Consider the following 18,567-nt stretch of genomic DNA (forward strand, 5'->3'; position numbering starts at 1 on the left):
CAGACTCGCGGCGTAGCCTGGCAAGCCTACGAGAGAAGGTCATCATGACCGCTGGAGATGGCATCAAGAAGGGTGCCGAAGGGACGAAGAACGTGACCGACAAGGTCGTGGATTCCGTCGAGAAGAAGATCAACGATGTGACCGACGCCGTCGCGCGAGGAATTCATCGCGGCGCGAGCCAGAGTGACATGCCTGAGAAGAAGGCGTAGGTCATGGATTCGACGTCCCCGTGCAAGCGTACGGGGACGTTCTTCGTTCGGGACCGGCGACGCCAAGAGGCGCCGGTACCGGAAGCGTAGCCTTCGATCATGAGTACGCAAATACCGCCGATCGATGCTGACGTCGGACTGTTGGGTTTGAGATCGGTGCTCGTCAGTTCTCTGCCGGCCGCTTTGTTGACCGATGCAGGTCCCGACCGTTATACGGTCGAAGCGGTCTTCACACGACGACCGGATCACGAAGAGGTTGCGGGGATACTCGGGAACGAAACCCGCACCTTCTTGACGGACAGGGGTTATTCGACCATCGAGTTGAAGGTCTCCGATCGCCGCTTAGAGATCGCGAACACCAACTTGGAGGAGCTTCGGGATGGCCTGGGCGGCATCCTTGGGGAGCTGCTCGCTGACATCTCGATTCGCGTGAAATCGCAACGCGTGATCGCCACAGCACGGTCGCAGCTCGCGGCCGAACTCGAACAGGATCGGGCGACCGCAGTGGTCAGGCTGGCCGAATCTGTAGTGTTCTCCGTCCCGTCAGAGCGCCCGAACCCGGCCCGCGTCGATGAAGGCCAGCCCAACTCGTGGGAGGAAGAAGGTGGAGCCGCCGCACGAGGTCGCATCGCCTGACTTCAGGAGCGCGGATCTGCTCCAACGTCCACGCCAACATGCTGGTGTCCGCAGCCTGACCGGGAGTGAGGATGAACGCGAGGGCGAGTCCCTTCCCGTCGCAGACTAGGCGATTGTTCGTCGTCAACACGCCACGGGAGTGGCCGATCGCGTGATCAGGCGGCTCGTCACCGCATTTCTTGTAGTTCGATGACGCCCGCTGTGGTGCGCGGGAGGGTGGCACCGTGCCGATGCACGCGCACGATCATGGGGTCGACCGAGGCGACCCCGTCCAGATCCCCGGACTGCCGCGCGAGGGACTGCGTCTTCTCCAGCGCTCGCGCTCACACGCCCTGCTCGGACCACCGGTTGAGGATCTTGTAGATCGTGTTTCAGTTCCCGGACCGCTCCGGCACGTCCCCCCACGGCGCTCACGTGCGGAACCGCCACACGGTCGCCTCGACCACGACCCACCGATCCACCGGAGGCCGCCCGGTCGCCTTCACCGTCGGGACTACGGCCGAATCACAGCCCAAGCCTCGTCAGAAATCACATCACGCGACACGAGGACTCACCCACGCGGCACCAGATCAGGTTCAGCAGCACAGCCTTGGCCAGCCTCGACTCGGCGAGGATCCTCGAATGCTGAGACTGACCCCGGTCAGTCGGTTTCTGGCTCTTTCTCGGCTTCGTCGAAGTCGACCGCCTGATAGTCGACTGCCCAGAACATCACGCGGTCGAGGATCCTGTCGCGGAGCGTCGCCAGCGTGATCTCCGAGCCCGGCTTCTCCGAATCGTGGCAGTCGCGGAGGATCCCGATGACGAGATTGTCGATACCCATGGTGTCGGCACCCGTGCGCTCGACATCGGCCTTTACCGCGCCAGCTGCGGCCTCGTACCGACTCGGATTGTCCTTCATGCTTCGCAGGCTAGTTGTGATGTTCAGGGACGTTGTTGTGTGAATCGCGTTTGATGTGCTGACGGGTGAAGGCCTCCCTGTTGTGAAGTGGAGCTGTCTAAGGAACCGCTTGACGGAACACAGGAGGCCTTCGTGTCCCACGGTAACGCTGCTTTGACCCAGCGTGCTCGACTGCGGTTGGCGCGACTGATCGTCGATGACCGATGGCCGGTGATCGTCGCGGCGAAGATGTTCATGGTTTCGCCGGTGACGGCCCGGAAGTGGGCGAGTCGATATCGTGTCGAGGGGGTATCCGGGATGGCTGATCGCTCCAGCCGGCCGCACTCGATGCCGACGAAGACACCGCCAGAGATCGTGAAACGGATCGTGCAGGTGCGGTGGCGACGCCGGCTCGGGCCGGTGCAGATCGGTGGGGAACTGGGACTGCCGGCGTCGACCGTGCACGCCGTGCTGGTGCGCTGCCGGCTCAACCGACTCTCCCGCATCGACCGGATCATCGGGCAGCCGATCCGCCGTTACGAGCACGACCACCCCGGGTCGATGATCCATGTCGACGTCACGAAGTTCGGCAACATCCCCGACGGCGGCGGATGGCGATACGTGGGCAAGCTGCAGGGCGACCGCAACCGCGCCAACACGACGGATCGGGCGGAAGCCGCCGCGCACCCCTGCTCGGGACCGCGTTCTTGCACACGGTGATCGACGACCACTCCCGCGTCGCCTACGTGGAGATCTGCGCGGACGAGAAGGCCGTCACCGCAATCGGTGTGCTGCAACGCGCGACCGCCTGGTTCGCGCAGCGAGGCGTGAGCATCGAGCGGGTGCTCTCCGATAACGGCTCCGCGTACCGCTCCCACGACTGGCGGGACGCGTGTGCCGAGCTCGGGATCCGGCACAAGCGAACCCGCCCCTACCGACCGCAAACCAACGGCAAGATCGAGAGATTTCACCGCACCCTCGCCGACGGCCGGGCCTACGCCCGGTTCTACGAATCAGAGACCGAACGACGCGCCGCCCTACCCGGATGGCTGCACTTCTACAATCAGCACAGGCGCCACTCCGCCATCGGAGCCCCACCCATCAGCAGGCTCAACAACCTGCCTGGACATCACATCTAGCCCGCTCCCCGGCCATGCCCGCGCGGGTGCGTCAACTGCAGCACGTTCGCGGCGATCGTTGAGCGGCTCGCGGGTTGGTCGGCGAAGGGTTGCTCGAGTCAGAGAAGGAAGTGATCAGGACAGCAACAGGGAACGAAGTGAGATGGGCGAGTCGAAACGATGGAGGCGATGACGATGGTAAGCGTCAACGGGATCGAGGAACCGGATGATCGAATTCTGTTGATGCACGCAGGCACTTTGCAGTGAGAGGGGTACTCTGGCGGTGTGCGTGGGGGTGTTGCACGGTGGAAGCGTGGGGTTGCTTCACAAGGAGTGAAGCAAGCGGTCGCGTACGCCTTCGGCGGTGTCTGTGACGCCACCCTGACCGCGAAAGATGCTGCTGGGGTGATTGCCGCGGCGGACTACGCAGACGCTGTCATGACCAGGTACATCTGCGAGAACGGGTCCATCCGCGACGACCTCCTCAGTCGGAAACAGCTGCGGGATTGGGTCGACGGCCTCGACCCCCTCACCGGTGAGCGGCGTGGTCGGGACCTGGAGTCGCCGGTCGCTGATCTGGTGTTGGATGCGACGGTGAACGCGCCGAAGTCGTTCTCCATCGCGGCCATGCTCGACCCTGAGTTGAATGCGGCGTTCGAGGATCTGCAGGACCGGCTGAGGGACCGGATCATCCACCTGTGGCAGAACGAGCTCAACGCTCGTCGCGGGAAGGGCGGCCTGATTCGGGAGGACCTGGCTCGGGTCGAGGTTGTCGAGCTGAAGCATGAACGGTCGCGGTCGTTGGATCCGCACAAGCACCGCCACCTGTGGTTGAACGTCAAAGTCCAAGGCCAAGACGGGAAGTGGTCGAATCTGGACACCCGGGTCGCTCTTCGGTTCCAGAACGCGGTGAACGCCGAGGGTGACCTTGCAGCGCGTACTGACCCGGCCTGGGTTCGCGCGTTGGCCGCCAAGGGGTACACGCTCAGCAAGGAAGGGGAGATCGAACAGCTCGCGCATCTGGTGCGGCCGTTGTCGAAGCGGTCAGCCCAGATCGAGACCAACCGTGCCGGCCGGTTGGAGTGGTGGCGGTCCCAGCATCCTGGTGAGGAAGCCTCCCGAGATGTGCTGAACCAGATCGACCGCTGGGCGTGGGCCACCGGACGACCCGACAAGCCCCATGAGCTGGACGAGGACGACTGGGCCGGCCAAGTCCGCGCCGAAGTCATGGCGGCCGACCCGGCCATGTCCCGGCCACGGCCAGCGGTCACCGTCGCTGCCACAGCCATTGCGGACATTGACCTCGACCTGGTGGCCGCACGCGCGGTGGTGGATGCGGATGACCGCTCCACCGGGACCGGTGGCCGCTTCTCGGTGTTCGACGTCCGCGCCGGCGTCCTCCGCGCACTCTCGGGTACCGGTGTCGTCAAGGACAGGCAGGTCCTTGATCGGCTCGTGGCCGACCTGGTCGCAAGAGCGGTGTCCGCGCACACCATCCGCCTGCTCGAGGACGAGGTCGTGCCGAATCATGTGAAGCACCTGGTGGCCACCCAAACCGCGGTCGCGAAGAACACGCTCGCGCACCAACTCGAACTCCTCCCCACCACTGGAGGTCCGGCACCCGCTGCCGCTATCACTCAGATCGCGGCAGTGGTCAGCCCGGACAAGACACTCGACGAGGGACAGCTTGCCGGTGCCAGCACCATCGCAGGGACCAGCAGCCTGGTCACGATCATCGGCGCAGCGGGAACCGGGAAGACCACGATGCTGAAAGCCGCCGCCGCGGCGCTGCACCTGCAGCGGCGACGCATGGTCGTCGTCGCCCCGACGAAGAAGGCGGCGACCATCGCCGGCCGGGAAACCGGCGCCGACGCATCATCCCTCCACCAACTCCTCCATGCCTACGGATGGCGATGGGCCGAGGACGACGCTGGACGAACCACCTGGACACGGCTTTCGATGGGTGATCTAGATCCGGCCACGGGGCACACCTACACCGGACCGGGCGATAAGGCGGTGCGGCGTGGGGATCGGATCGTGGTTGATGAGGCAGGGATGCTCGACCTCGACACCGCCAACGCCCTCGTGGCTCTCGGCCACGAGACCGGTGCTGGCCTGGCCGCGGTCGGTGACCCCAACCAGGCGCTCCCCGTCGGGCATTCCGGCGCCATGGAACTGATGAGACGCAACACCGGCTTCAACGTCGAACTCACCGACATCCACCGGTTCAAGGACCCAGCCTGGGCCGAACTCACCCGGGAGATCCGCGACGCCCACGGTGCGCGGGAACGCGACCAAATTGCAGCACGGTTGGTGGAAGGCGGTCACGTCAAGCTCGTCAACAACAGCCACGACGCACTCCACGCCATGGTGGACGGGTGGTTCGACGCGACCAAAAGCCGTGCCACGATCTCGCTCGTTACCGCCACCCACGCCGAAGCCCAAGCAATCGGAGAAGCCATCCAAGCCCGACGCATCCAGGAAGGCTCACTGAACACTGACAGGATCGCGACCGGTCAGGGCGGTCAGACTCTATTCGAGGGCGATGCGGTCCAAACCCGGCGCAACGACTCCCGAGCCGGGGTCGAGAACCGGCAGAACTGGATCGTCAGCCGCATCCGCAACGACAGCATCCTCCTCACCTCAACGAGTGACTCCAGCCAAGCCCGACAGATCAGCCACGAATATGCGGCGGGACATCTCCACCTCGGATATGCCTCCACCGTCTACGGCGCCCAGGGAGAAACGACCGACCGATCCATTGTCGGACCCGAGGTGGACGCCGCCGGCCTCTACGTCGGCCTCACACGCGGACGACACGACAACAGCGCCGTACTCGTCGCCGCTACCGCCAGAGCAGCAACGGCCGAACTGGCCGACATTCTACGACGCGAAACTCCGGAGCCCGGTCTCGATGATTCGCTACACGTAGCTTGGGCTGAACTCCACAAGTCTGCGACGCAAGCCAGTCTCGCGAACCAAGGTCGGTCACCGGACGAGACTCGCGCTAGTACCGCAAGTGCGCTCGGACTTTAGGGAAGTACGCACGACCGGCATATTGGAAATGCGAGCTGGTTCCTCGGCTCGATTCCGCCACGTCGCGCGTCAAACATGATGGCCGCGATGCCTAGGCGATCTGCCTCCATTGCCGCGTCGGGTAAGCATCCTCCGGAGTGGAAAATTAGGCCCTTGCGGCCATCGGACGCCACCAGTGCCGCAGCCCGATCCACCAGTGGCAGCCCGATGTTGCCGCGACTGTTGTCAACCAGGGCGACGTATCGCGAACTGTACAGATCACAGACCGTCGCTGCAGTGCCGGTCGCCTCCACTGTGTCGGGTTGGCCGAGGTACAGCATCCACTCGCGACAGAGTTCGACAGCTTCCTGATTCGAGACTCCGTCAGGACGAGGAGCAGGTCGCGTGCGGTCCATACACCCATCATCACGCGGGCACAGGACGCAAGACTCCTTAAACCATGCCCGGGTCTGCTGCGGTGGACCCAAACGGCGGCTCGTCGCCGCTTATACCAGGTGATCCGCGGTTCCCAGCCCCGTCCGCGCCACAGTTCACAGAGACGGTTATGCCTCCCCATACGTACGATCGAGCCGACACCCTAAGCAGACACCAAAAAAGCGCCCGATCCTCGAAACAGGGTCGAGGCGTCGAGTGTCACGTAACCCGATCGGCTTACGGACGCTCCGACACGTAACAAGGCATTGGAGATATCCATCGCGCGGCTTAGCGGCGCATCTCGCTGAAGTACTGGGCTGCTCGCGGAGTTACCGGTCAGGCTGGCGCGGGGTGAGGGACCGGTTTGCAGGCCGCGCTTTCCGGCCGGGCGTACAACGACGATCCGAGCTACGACGATGGAGCATTACAGCCGATGGTCAGCTCCGTAACTAAGCTGGAGCAAGCGAGTGTGCTCGGGTACGCCGGACGTGTTGCATCAGCAGCCTCAGGAAGCCTTACCTTCGTTCAGCCTCTTCAGCTCCTGGAGCTCGGCCCATTGTCTTTCCAGTCCGGCAAGAGTCGGACTGACGCCCTGAGTGATGAGCGCTTGCGAGTGGCCGTCGATGTACCGACAGGCTTCCTCGAAAATCACACCAATCTTGGGGATGATCTCGCCGAGCTTGTCAATGTTGATGTTGCCGAGCGTTGTCATCTGGACGTGGGCCTGATATCGCCGAGTTACGCCCTTGAGCAACTCATCCTCTGTAAAGACCTCGCACCAGGAGCGAAGGTGGCTGTATCCGGTATGGACCAGAGCATCCCGGGCTTCGCCGTCCAACTGCTTGGCGGCCTGGATGGTGTTGTTGATCCGTGCCTTGATCGCGTTCAAGGAGTCGATGCGTGGTCCGGTGGCACGGGATACGTTGCCCTTGCCGCTTTCGTCAGTGACCTGGAAGTAGGCGCACCGTTTGGATTTCTCGAATAGTGCGAGAAGCGTCGTGGCGAACAGGATGTCGTGAGTGAAGACGATGACCTGGTTGTCGTCGGCCAGTCGAGCGATGCGCTGGGCTACTTCCTTGATCCGACGGTGGTCGAGGCTTGACACCGGATCATCGAAGATCACGGGCGCCGTGATGCCCGCGAGGCGTGCCTCGGCGAGGAAGTCTGCCAGGGCCAACACCTTCTGCTCGCCCTCGGACAGCACCTTGGACGGCTTGTGCTTGCCGCTCAGCACCTTGCGGCGCTGTGCCTTGCCCTCTCGCCCGACGAACTGAACCCTGAGCGACGGTGCGCGGAGCGCTTCGCACTCCTCGAGGAAAAGCGTATCGAAGCTCTGGTTAATCAACTGGTCGCTGGCGATCTTGGCAAGCGCGGTCACGGATCGGCCAAGGCCAGGTAGTGGGCGCTTGAGTGTCTTAAGGCGATCGGCCTCTTTCGCGCTCCTGACCTGCGTCTCAATCAGCGACCAGGACTTGCCCAACTCCACGGCGTCCTTGAGCTCGAGCAGCTCTTCCTGCTTCTCAGCCAGTGCCTCGGTTCGGCCCTTCTGCAGTGCCTCCAACTCCGAGACGCTGTTGCCCACGGTGGTCAGCGCAGTGCCGACATCGGCCAGGGGGCTGGCCACGAGTTTGGCAATCTGGGTGCTGACTGGCTGGCCGGCGGCAGCCGCCGTGGCGGCGGCGCTTCGTGCGCCTTCAATCGTTTCAACCTGAGTGAAGTAATTCGGGCGCTCGCTTGGATCGGCGTCCTTGTATTGCTGGATGAACGACGTCATCTCGTTGCCTTGGAGCGCGGCAACCTCTCGCTTGAAACCACCGAGCGTGGTGTCGTTGGCGCGGATGTCCGCCGAGATCTTGTCCTCAAGATAGGTCGAGTAGCGAGTGAGTAGGTCGCGCGCCGGATCGAGCAGAGGTTGGCGGCAGTAGAGACAGCGGTCTGCGTCGTGCGCCTCAACTTCAACGAGGTGCTGGCGGTACGTCTCGCCGGCCTCGATGAAGTCGTTCCAAGTGTCGTCGGGTTCAGCTGGCAGGTCCGCAGCTGCGAAAAGCTCGCGGCGGAAGGTCTCGTAGTCGGTCGTGAGCTGCGCGCGCGTTGCCAGTGTCTCGTTGTACTTGACCTGCTCGAAGCCAAGCAGCACATCGGCGGTGGTCACTGCCTCCGACAGAACTCGCTGCTCGCTCTTGAGGCCGGTGATCTGGGCACCCATCGTGTTGGCGCGCAGGGCCGCAACACCCTGGGTCAGGGCATCGAGCTGTTGATCGACATCAGATCCGCTCTTGGCTTTGGTCTTGAGGTCGGCGAGGTCGGTGGAAGCACCGATGGTCTCGATCAGCGGGTAGATCGTCGATCCGCGCTGGAACCTGGGGAGCATTCCCGATCCGCTCGAACCAAGCTCGGAGATAGCAGCATCGATCTGAGCTGTTACCGCCTGGATTGCAGTCGTGACGTCGTTGAAGAGCGCCAGCGAGGCCGGGGTGTAGACGTAATCCAGGTCTTCGTCGAGGTGGGTGCGCACGGCGGGACTGTCGAAGATTGACATCCGCGTGAACGGCGACACGCCCAGCTCGCCTGTCCAGGTCAGAGTTTCAGCGTCTTCACCAAGCTTGAACTCGAGCTTGGCGGACTGTGCCTCCGAGGTGTCGGCGTCGATGTTGCCGAGGATTGTGTCAGCGGTACGGCTGTTGGCCAGAGCTTTGAAGATGCGTGAGTAGCCCGTCTTGCCGGTGCCGTTCTCCCCGTAGAGGATCGTCAGACCCTCATGAGGCTCGATCAGTGCACCCGCCACCAGTGCATTCACACCACGCACTTCCGAAAGCCGGGTCAGCGACAGGGGGGGTGCCAACTCGTCCTGACGAGCCTCGATATCAAGCAGCGGAACGGCCGGAAGCTCCCGCTCGTCGATCGCCTTCTCCTGCCGGAATAGCTGGTAGGCCTTCTCGACCACAGAACTTTCGACCGGGCGTCCCGTAGCGATCACTTCGGCGACAATCAAGCGCACCCACTCGTCGTTGGCGTTCGCCCACTCAGCGAGTTGCGCCCGAGGGTCGATCAGCTCGGTGGACTCGGCGGATTCGGCCTCAGTCGGCATAGTCATTAGGCGCGCCCCTTAAGCGGTGCATCGGCATTGATCCAGCTTGACGGCCGGCGCCGATGGCATCCCTCAGGACCCACCCACTGCGTGTCCGGCGTAGACAACGACGATCAGCATGTTGTCCTCGAAGAGATATAGCACCGGTAGTCCAGCGAGCGCACACGCCACCTGGGGCGTTCCTGGCTGGCTTTCCGTTCTTGTTGGAGATCGTTTGGCTCTCGCTCAAGCTCCCGTGCCGAGCGGCTCGAAGTGCTGATGAAGGGGCCCTCGGCTTGTCGATCAAGACGAGCGGAAACCGTTCTCGCGCAGGAATGGGAAATCCCACTTCGATGCCTGGTGAGATCACTCGCACTGACGACAACTTTGCCCTCGAGGAGGAGCATCAGCTCACGTCGTCGAGTTCGTCGCGGATGGCAGTGTAGAGGCTTTTGGCGAAGAGCTTGGAAAAGGCGGCTTTGGTCTGTTCGTTCTTGAAGACCTGAGTGAGGAACGTCTCGTTGTCGCCGTGCTTCTCGATCGCTTTGTCCGAGGCGCGGTTGCCGTAGGCGAGCGAGAAGTTCTCCAGCGTGTTGTTCAGCGCCATCTCGCGCACGGAGTCGTCGCGCTTCTCCGAGTCCACGAGGCCGCGGATCAGGTCGCTGTCGGTCCAGTCAGTGCCGAAGGCGTCGTTGAATTCTTTGAGGATGACTTCCCAGGTCGCCAACACGGGCGGGACCTGGGGGCCGGTTCCGTCGCTGACAGCAGCGGCGAGCACCACGTCGCCGTCCGAGTCGCCGAGCGACAGATCATGCTCACCCGATTGCGTGATCCGCAGGTGAGTCATCGCGACGTCGCCGAGGTCGATTCCGGGACTGGGGGCGTCCTCCAGCAGTGCCTTGAGTTCGCGTAGCAGGAACTTCCCGAACAGGTACAGCTTCTCGAGCTCGGCATCCGGGTAGGCGATGATCTGGCCGAGGAAGGCGTACTGCCGCTCGAAGGAGTCCAGCAGTTTCACGAACTCCCGCGCCCGGTCGGAGTCGGCGGCCAGCAGTGACGCGAACCGCCCGCGGGCCAGCCCGAGCAGCACGTACAACTTCGCGTGCGCTCGCGCCTCGATCTCTGCCGCCGTGTTCTTGATCGATAGGAACGCGATCGCGTACGCATCGATCTCATCGTCGCGCAGGATTTGGTACCCAAGAAGCCGCGTCTGCAGCTGATACAGCGTGTTCGGCTCGGCCGGCTCGCCGACGGTCGTGGCGAAGAACGGTTTGAACGCGTCCCGGATGTCGTCGGCCTGGTTCGCGAAGTCGAGGACGAACACGTCGTCCTGCGACTTCAGCGGGTGCGTGCGGTTCAGCCGCGACAGGGTCTGCACGGCGGCGACCCCGGTGAGCTTCTTGTCGACATACATCGCCGACAGCAGCGGCTGGTCGAAGCCCGTCTGGTATTTGTCCGCGACCACGAGGATCGAGTACACCGGCTGCCCCGCCGCCGACCGGTCGTCCGCTCGCGTGTATGCGAACTTGGCCGGCAGCTGGGATTCGGGGAATCCGTTCACGCTCGACTCTGTGAAGGCGACGTTGTCGACGTTCAGCGAACCGGAGAACGCCACGAGCGCGCGCACCTGCCCTTCCATCCCCTGCTCGCGGATGGAGGCGTCGATCGCCTGGTACAGCCGCAGCGCGTGCAGCCGGGAACGGGTCACGACAATCGCCTTTGCGCGCCCGCCGATGCGGTGCGCGACGTGCGCAGTGAAGTGATTCACGATCACCTCGGCCCGCTGCGCGAGGTTCGTCGGGTGCAACGAGGCGTACCGGGCCAGGGCGCCAGCAGCTTTCTTCTTGTCCACGTCATCCGTGGCATCTGCGGCACCCCTAACCAGCTTGTAATAGGTGCCGTACGTCACGTAGTTCGCCAGCACGTCGAGGATGAAACCCTCCTGGATCGCCTGCCGCATCGAGTACACGTGGAACGGGTAATTCTTCGGGTCGCCGTTGGCATCCACACCCGGCGTACCGAACAGTTCGAGGGTCTTGCTCTTCGGAGTGGCCGTGAACGCGAAGAACGACAAGTTCCCGTGCCGGCCCCGGGCTGCGGCCGCGAAGTACGCATCGTCTGCCGCATCCGCCTTGACCTCTGCGGCGCGATCGGATGCCTCGGCCGCCGCCAACGCGTCCGGCAGACTCCCGCCGACGGTCAGCACCTTCTTCAGCTGCGCCTGCCCCTCGCCGGACGCCGAGGAGTGAGCCTCGTCGATGATCACCGCATACCTGCGGCCCGCAAGCGGGCCGAGCTTGTTCACGACGTACGGGAACTTCTGCAGCGTGGTGATGATGACCTGCGCGGTCTGCCCCTCCAGCGCCGCAGCCAACTGGGCGGAGTCCTCTTCGATCTTCTGCACCACTCCGGGCACGTGCTCGAACTGGTAGATCGTCTGCTGCAACTGGGCGTCCAGCACGCGCCGGTCGGTGATCACTACGACCTTGTCGAACACCTTCGCCTCTGGCCCCAGCACGGCCGCGTCATCGGACAGACCGGACGGGGCGGTATGCAGTTTGGACAGCCGATGCGCCAGCCACGCGATCGTGTTCGACTTACCCGACCCGGCGGAGTGCTGCACGAGATAGTTCCGGCCCGCACCCCGCGCTGCGACGTCCGCGGCAATCGTCGTGACCGCATGGAACTGGTGGAAGCGCGGGAAGATCGTCGACTTGTCCTCGACGTGGACGAACCGTTGCAGGAGATCCAGCCACACCGGCTTCGCCCACACCTGCCGCCACAGGTAATCCGTGTCATACCCGGCAGGGTTCGTCGGGTTACCCTTCCCGCCGTCCACGCCAGGGCCATTCGTGCCCAGGTTGAACGGCAGGAACCTCGTGTCCGCCCCGGCGAGCCGGGTCGTCACGAACACCAGGTGCGGATCGACCGCGAAGTGCACCAGCGCGCGCTTCGCGAAGATCAGCGCCCTCGGGTCGCGGTCAGTGCGGTACTGCGCGATCGCGTGGTTCACGTTCTGGCCCGACAGTGGATTCTTCAGCTCCACCGTCGCGGTCGGGATGCCGTTCACGAACAGCACCACATCCAGCTCCTTGCCGCCGCCCGGCTCGTACGCGACCTGCCTGATTACCGACAAGACGTTGCCCGCGAACCGCTCCACCAGCACCGGGTTCACGGACGTCGGCGGCTCGAAGAACGCCAACCGCAACGCGACACCCGAATCCTTCACTCCATGGCGCAGCACATCGAGCGTGCCGCGGACATCGAGCTGGTTCGCGATCCGCGCGGCGACCTTCGCCTCCACCTGCGGGCCGTAGTGCTTCTCGAGCATCGCGAACTCGTCCGGCTGCGTCCCACGCAGAAACTCGAATAGCTTCGGCAGGTCCAGGCCCAGAGTTCGGTCGTAATCCGGCGGCGTGCCCTTCACCCACCCCGCCGCCAGCAGATCCGCCTCGATCGCCGCCTCGAAGGCGGCCTCATCATGTACCGCCATCACGCCACCCTCCGCGCGGTCGTCACGTCGAAGGCTCCTGAAACCGCCGCGTTAATCATGGCATTCCGATGCTCGTCGAGCAGTTCGAGCTGCCGGGAGATCGCGGCAGCCAGTCGATCGTCGGCAGTCTGCAGCGCCGAGACCTCGTCGATTGCGCGCTGTTGGGCAGAGGTTGGCATCGTCGGGACCGGCATTTCCCGAAGCATCGCCACATTGAAGTGGGCCTGTAAAGACCCGACGGAGAATTCCGCCACGAACTTCCGAGCCCGCTCAGAGTTGATGAGCAGTTCAAGGAACTTCGGGAGAAGGTCTGGCCCTGGTCGCACAATCAGGATGTCGATCGCGTTCGCACAGTTGAGTTCTGAAGGCACAACTGCAGCAGCGCCGGCCTGGCCTGTCCGCACCACCACGACATCGCCCGCGTGGAGCTCCGACTTGAGGTTCGCCTCGTGTCCCTCCCGCGAGATCGACACGAGATTATCCATCGCGATATGTCCTGGGGAAATATCAGTACCGCGGACTGCCGGAATGCCGCTTTCGTCGGTGTACCAGCGGGCCGGTTGAATCACGATTCCGACTTCAACGCGCACCCCGAACCGCTTCAAGGGCTTCCATTCGCAGTTGGCAACGCTCATGCCGAAGTGCTGGGCCAACTTCTCGTCAAGTAGCGTCAACTGCCTCGCGCGACGCAGTCGAACCGAATCAATCAGTTGAAGTTGGTCGTCGAGGTAGTCAGCGATTCGCCGCTGCTCGTCCAGCGAGGGCATTGGCACTGGCAGAGCCGCCACCTTTTCGGCGGTGAAGTGAGGAATGGTTGCGGTGGATACAAAGTTGGCAATCTGTCCGGATCGCAGTGCGGCCTGTAGGGCGTAGTTGATAAAGCCTCCGTCAGCAAGGCCGGTTTTCGGACGCAGTCGTACGATCGAGTTCTGAAAGCCCCATCCCGGACGGTCGCCCGCGAGGACCGCCGAACGGCCGTAGCCAGCTCCGCCCTCGACAACGACGATATCGCCGGCGCGAAGGTCATTTGCCTCTGCTTCGGTGGCTGAGAACCACATTCGCTTTTCTTCGGCCTCGATGAGAACGCCTCTTGGCTGGACGTGAGCCGCGCGCAGATATGGCAGCTGAATGTCTGAGATCGAGGTGGGTTCGGTCCGCAGCATCTTGCCGAGGGTGACACCGCAGACTCTGCGTAGCTGAACCTCGGGACAGCTCACTTGGTCACCTTCGAGAGAAGTACCTGGATTTCGGCCTCGATCTCACGAAGTTCCGCGTCGATTTCTTCGAGCGGCCGTGGCGGGACGTACTTGTAAAAGTACCGGGTGAAGGGGATCTCGTAGCCAACCTTGGTCTTCTTCTCGTCGATCCAAGCATCCGGAACATACGGCAGGACTTCGCGGGCGAAGTAGGCGTGAATGTCTTCCGCCAGGGGGACGTTCTCGTAGTCAGTGAGGGACTTGTCAGGGACGCGCTTGTGGCTTCGAGACGGGCGCTTCGCGTCCTCCTCAGCCACCGGGGCCCTCTTTACCGGCTGTTCGATCTGGATGCGGTGGTACCCGAAGTCGGTGGGGGCGAAGACGCGGATGCGGTCGTGGTGTTCGTGTGAGGCATCCGCTGCGATCTCGAACGCGTCGGCGTAGATGCGCGTGACCAGCGCGATCTGCTGGTCGCTGACGTATTTGCGCTTGTCGCCGAGGGACTTGCGCATCTTCTCGTACTGGTCGCGGGCGTCCAGCAGGATGACCTTGCCAGTGTGGGCGGGGTCTTTGCGGTTGGAGACGATCCAGAAGTAGGTGGAGATGCCGGTGTTGTAGAACAACTGGTCGGGCAGGGCGACGATGCCTTCCAGCCAGTCGTTCTCCAGGATCCATCGCCTGATCTCGGACTCGCCAGACCCTGCCGCTCCGGTGAACAAGGGCGAGCCGTTGAAGACGATCGCGATGCGCGACCCGCCCTGATCGACGGGCTTCATCTTCGAGATCATGTGCTGCAGGAACAGGAAGGATCCGTCGTTGATGCGCGGCAGGCCCGCGTCGAACCGGCCGCCGCCTTTGGCTGCTTCGTCTTTGACGATCCTTTCGACCTTCTTCCACTCGACGCCGAACGGCGGATTCGCGAGCAGGTAGTCGAAGTGCTGCCCTTTGAACCGGTCTTCGGAGAAGGAGTTGCCGAGCCGGATGTTCTCGGCCTCGTTGCCGGTTTCGGACTTGATGAGCAGGTCGGAGCGGCACATCGCGAACGTCTCGGCGTTGAGCTCTTGCCCGAAGGTGATGAACTGCGCGTCGGGGTTTAGCTGCCGCAGCCAGTCCTGCGCGACCGAGAGCATGCCGCCGGTGCCGCACGCCGGATCGAACACGGTCTTGGCGATGCCCTTCGCGGTGAGGATGTCGTCGTCTTCGCCAAGCAGCAGGTTCACCATCAGCCGGATCACCTCGCGCGGCGTGAAATGCTCGCCCGCGGTCTCATTCGACTGCTCGGAGAAGCGGCGAATCAGCTCCTCGAACAGGTACCCCATCTGCATCTGGCCGATGGATGCCGGCCCAAGTCTGGCTTCGGCGAACTTCGCGACCACTTGGTAGAGCACGCCCGCGTTCGCCAGGCGCGTGATCTGCGGGAGGAAGTCGTAGGCCTCGATGACCTCGCGGGCGCCTTGGGAGAAGTGGGTGACGTACTGGCGCAGGTTGTCGGCCAGGTTGTCGGGGTCATCCGTCAGCTCGGTGAACGTCAGCGGGTAAGTGTTCCAGAACGCGAGCCCGCCTGCGGCTTTGCGTAGGAACTGCTCGACAAGCGTTTCGGGCTGGCCCTGACGCTTTTCGGCTTCCGCGACGACCTGCTTCTTCGTGCGCTCGAGCACGGCGTCGAGGCGTCGGATGACCGTCAACGGCAGGATCACCCTGCCGTATTCGGATTGTTTGTAGTCGCCTCGCAGCAGATCGGCGATGGACCAGATGAAGTTGGCGAGTTCACCGACGCGCGGCGCCGGGGAGGTGGCATGGGTGGCCGAGAAGTTGGTCAAGCGAGTGAGCTTTCTGTGATCGGTAAGGGTCGAACGTAGCTGTGTCGGGTAACATTCGGCAGTCGCCCGCAGTGGGGGTATTGCTAGCGGAGTTGGTCTCCGACGTCTGATCCGCGGGAGATTGGAACGTTGAATCGAATGGCGTCGAGCGCGGCATCCTGCGCGCGGCGGGCTTGTTCGGCGAGCTGTACTGCCATCGTGCGCAGGCGTTCGGAAGCCAATTGCTGTGCAACCACCCTGTCCTGATCCGCGCGAGGGAGGAGAGGGATCTCCAGCTCGCGAATGGGCGCGCGCTGGATTGTCGTGCCTTGTTGCAGTCGAGCGTTCCACGGCCCGACGATCACGGCCGCGAGGTACTCCGGCGATATGACCGAGCGATCGCGGATGCGGAGCCGTTCGACGCCGGTCGAGGGAAGGTGCCCTCCCGTGGGGTCGACGAGGGCCCGCACCTCGTGCATCGTTGTCACGAGCACGTCACCGGCCTGGGTGAGGTCGGCGTGGCTGAAGGCGGGCACACCTGCAAGATCGGCGAGCGTCCGATTCCTGATGTCGGATGCCCTGACGACCCTGGGCTCTGCATCCTCTTCAAGGTCGCGAGACCGGTCGGGGCGGCCGAGCCTTACTTCAACGACCCCGGCCCTGACGAGTTCGCCCACGGTAATCAGCCGCGACTGCGGCAGATCGGCGACCAGGTCGTACGACAGCGAGGACCCCGCGATCTGGTCGACTGCGGTTCCCGCGCCCTCCACGGCATCGGACAGCCGCGAAAGGATGGCATCGGCATCAATCGGACCCACATCCACCCACCTGGCCGGGGTGAGCACGGATTCGGCGGCGAGAAGATCGGCAACCGGCACGACTGCATTCGGTGCGTCATTCACCACGGGATGATCATTGCCGCGCCCGACCCACTGCGAGAGCACGGTTTCAATTCCATCAACGTCGCCAGCGTCGATGAGCATGACGTCCGCCAGCTCGCCGCGGGAGCGCAACACCCACAGAGCCAATCCGATAGACGTGTGGGGAAGCATCTTTGGGGGAAGCGTCACGATCGCCTCAACACAGCCTGCCGAAAGCAGGTTCGCCCGGATCTTCCGCTCCGCCCCGCCGCGCGAGAGCGCACCAGGCGAAGTAAGTACGTACCCGTTTCCGCGCGGCGCGAGATGGGCGATCACGTGCTGGATCCAGGCGAGTTCAGAGGAACTGGCTGGCGGCAAGCCGAAGGCGTAGCGAGGATCAACAACTCCGGGCTTGGGGTCCCACCTCAGTCCGAGTGGTGGCTCTGCGAGGACGACGTCGGCCCGCAGTTCCGGATCAGGATCTTCCCTCAGGACATCTCGCGCCGGGTAGAACTGTATGGCCGCGTTGTGCAGAAGTGAGCGCTGGGCGGCAATGCCCAACGCCTCCTGGTTGATGTCCGAACCTATGAGTCTGCGTGCAACGTTTTGTTTGGCCACCTGAACCAGGAGGTTCGCGATCCCGCATGCGGGGTCATAGACAACACCGTCAGAGGTTCCAATCAGTGATGCGAGCAGCGAGGAAGTACGCGACCCGACGAACCCGTACTCTGCCCCGACCTTGACCTGTGACCGAGATGATCGCGCGAGCACATCGTCGACACCTTCAGCTAGCTCTTGATCGGCGATGGAGGAAAGGGCTTCGACAACGACGGAGACGCCTGGCTGAGACTGGAGAATCCTCTCGATGCGAGCGTCAGTGATCTGAGCACCCAAGCGAGGCTCAATTTCCCTTGCAGCGTGGCGGATCAACTCGCACTGACTTGCAGGTTGTGCCTCGGAAATCGCTGCGAAAGTCGACGGCATAGAGCTCTTGATAGTCGCGAGAAGCAATACGACCTGGGCGGCGTCATCCATCGATACCAGCCCGCGGAGTGCGTTGAGCGCCGACCAGATCCGAGCTCCGGCCGACTGGCCGACGTTGTCGTGGCCGCGCAGGCGGAGCCACGCGACAACCTGATCTCGGGAAAACAACGGCTTCGCGTCACTGCCGGCGATCGGCTCGGGAAACGTCACCGAGCGCTTGCGCCAGTTGCTGACGACGGACCTGCTGACGTGGGCCAGGTCGGCAATATCGCTCGGGGCAAGAAGCGCGTCCGGGATCGGCGTGGTCATGCCGCCTCCTTGTTGTAGTGATGGTTGTCGTCGTCGAGGTAAGTGACATCGTCTGCCGCGAGACGCAGGCGTGCGGAGAGGGAGGACGACCATGAGGCCACGGTGGCCTTGGTGCCCAGCCCGGAAAGTCGGGCGACCGCGTCAGCGAAGATGCCATCCCCAGATACGAGGACGACCTCATCGAAGCGGTCTTCGAGGTGCTCGGTGAGGAGAACGTCGAGGAGCTCCAGATCGGCACCGTTGTCTCCGGATCGGACACGCACGCGGGCGCTGGGCCACGCATCCTTGGAGTTGAAGAGGCCGATGTGGCTTGTGCCGATCACGACCTGCTCGGTGTCGGTCACGTGAAGTACCGTGGCCGCTCTCTGCAGCGACCATTCAGCCATTCCCGGAATAGACACTGCGCCACCGGAGACATTCTCGATGTCAACAACGATGATGCGACGCCCGTGCCGGATCGCCTGCTTTCGTGCAAGAGCCAACGAATCAGAAGTGAACAACGTGTCTCCTCGTTTGGTCTGTGAATACGGTTGTCAGTGCGACGAATTCACGATAAGTCCTCACCGTGC

Annotated in this window: 10 protein-coding genes and 1 pseudogene; 4 read left to right on the forward strand and 7 right to left on the reverse strand. The window is 63.4% G+C overall.

The features are described from left to right. Positions 1–44: 44 nt before the first annotated feature. Both HII28_RS09500 and HII28_RS09505 read left to right on the forward strand, forming a co-directional pair. Entirely contained in the window at positions 45–209 is a 165-nt protein-coding gene (locus HII28_RS09500) for a hypothetical protein (RefSeq protein ID WP_170025182.1), read from the forward strand. Positions 210–365: 156 nt separating this feature from the next. Beyond that, positions 366–845, forward strand: a complete 480-nt coding sequence (locus HII28_RS09505) for a hypothetical protein (RefSeq protein ID WP_346769251.1) — start codon at positions 366–368, stop codon at positions 843–845. A 640-nt stretch (positions 846–1,485) separates the two neighbouring features. Here HII28_RS09505 and HII28_RS09510 read toward each other — a convergent pair. Beyond that, entirely contained in the window at positions 1,486–1,743 is a 258-nt protein-coding gene (locus HII28_RS09510) for a hypothetical protein (protein WP_170025184.1), read from the reverse strand. Positions 1,744–1,875: 132 nt separating this feature from the next. Here HII28_RS09510 and HII28_RS09515 point away from each other — a divergent pair. After that, positions 1,876–2,861: pseudogene (locus HII28_RS09515) on the forward strand (IS481 family transposase). Between the two features lie 417 nt (positions 2,862–3,278). Beyond that, positions 3,279–5,876 (forward strand): AAA family ATPase, encoded by a 2,598-nt coding sequence (locus HII28_RS09520; protein WP_240977297.1) that lies wholly within the window; start codon positions 3,279–3,281, stop codon positions 5,874–5,876. A gap of 919 nt (positions 5,877–6,795) precedes the next feature. On the opposite strand, the gene HII28_RS09525 is transcribed toward HII28_RS09520, so the two are convergent. The 6 genes from HII28_RS09525 to HII28_RS09550 form a co-directional block, all read right to left on the reverse strand. Then, the gene (locus HII28_RS09525) at positions 6,796–9,384 is read right to left on the reverse strand and encodes an AAA family ATPase (RefSeq protein ID WP_170025186.1); all 2,589 of its coding nucleotides are present in this window, start codon (positions 9,382–9,384) and stop codon (positions 6,796–6,798) included. Positions 9,385–9,763: 379 nt separating this feature from the next. Continuing rightward, entirely contained in the window at positions 9,764–12,850 is a 3,087-nt protein-coding gene (locus HII28_RS09530) for a type I restriction endonuclease (RefSeq protein ID WP_170025187.1), read from the reverse strand. After that, a complete protein-coding gene (locus HII28_RS09535; protein WP_170025188.1) occupies positions 12,850–14,067 on the reverse strand; it encodes a restriction endonuclease subunit S in 1,218 nt (405 codons plus the stop codon). The genes HII28_RS09530 and HII28_RS09535 overlap by 1 nt, the downstream gene beginning before the upstream one ends. Beyond that, positions 14,064–15,866 (reverse strand): class I SAM-dependent DNA methyltransferase, encoded by a 1,803-nt coding sequence (locus tag HII28_RS09540; protein WP_170025189.1) that lies wholly within the window; start codon positions 15,864–15,866, stop codon positions 14,064–14,066. The genes HII28_RS09535 and HII28_RS09540 overlap by 4 nt, the downstream gene beginning before the upstream one ends. An 83-nt stretch (positions 15,867–15,949) precedes the next feature. After that, a complete protein-coding gene (locus tag HII28_RS09545; RefSeq protein ID WP_170025190.1) occupies positions 15,950–17,998 on the reverse strand; it encodes an N-6 DNA methylase in 2,049 nt (682 codons plus the stop codon). Beyond that, positions 17,995–18,342: an NYN domain-containing protein gene (locus HII28_RS09550; RefSeq protein WP_170025191.1), complete on the reverse strand. Its 348-nt coding sequence runs from the start codon at positions 18,340–18,342 to the stop codon at positions 17,995–17,997. The genes HII28_RS09545 and HII28_RS09550 overlap by 4 nt, the downstream gene beginning before the upstream one ends. Between the last annotated feature and the right edge of the window lie 225 nt (positions 18,343–18,567).

The sequence above is a fragment of the Planctomonas sp. JC2975 genome (assembly GCF_012985205.1).
In the GTDB taxonomy this organism is placed as follows: domain Bacteria; phylum Actinomycetota; class Actinomycetes; order Actinomycetales; family Microbacteriaceae; genus Humibacter.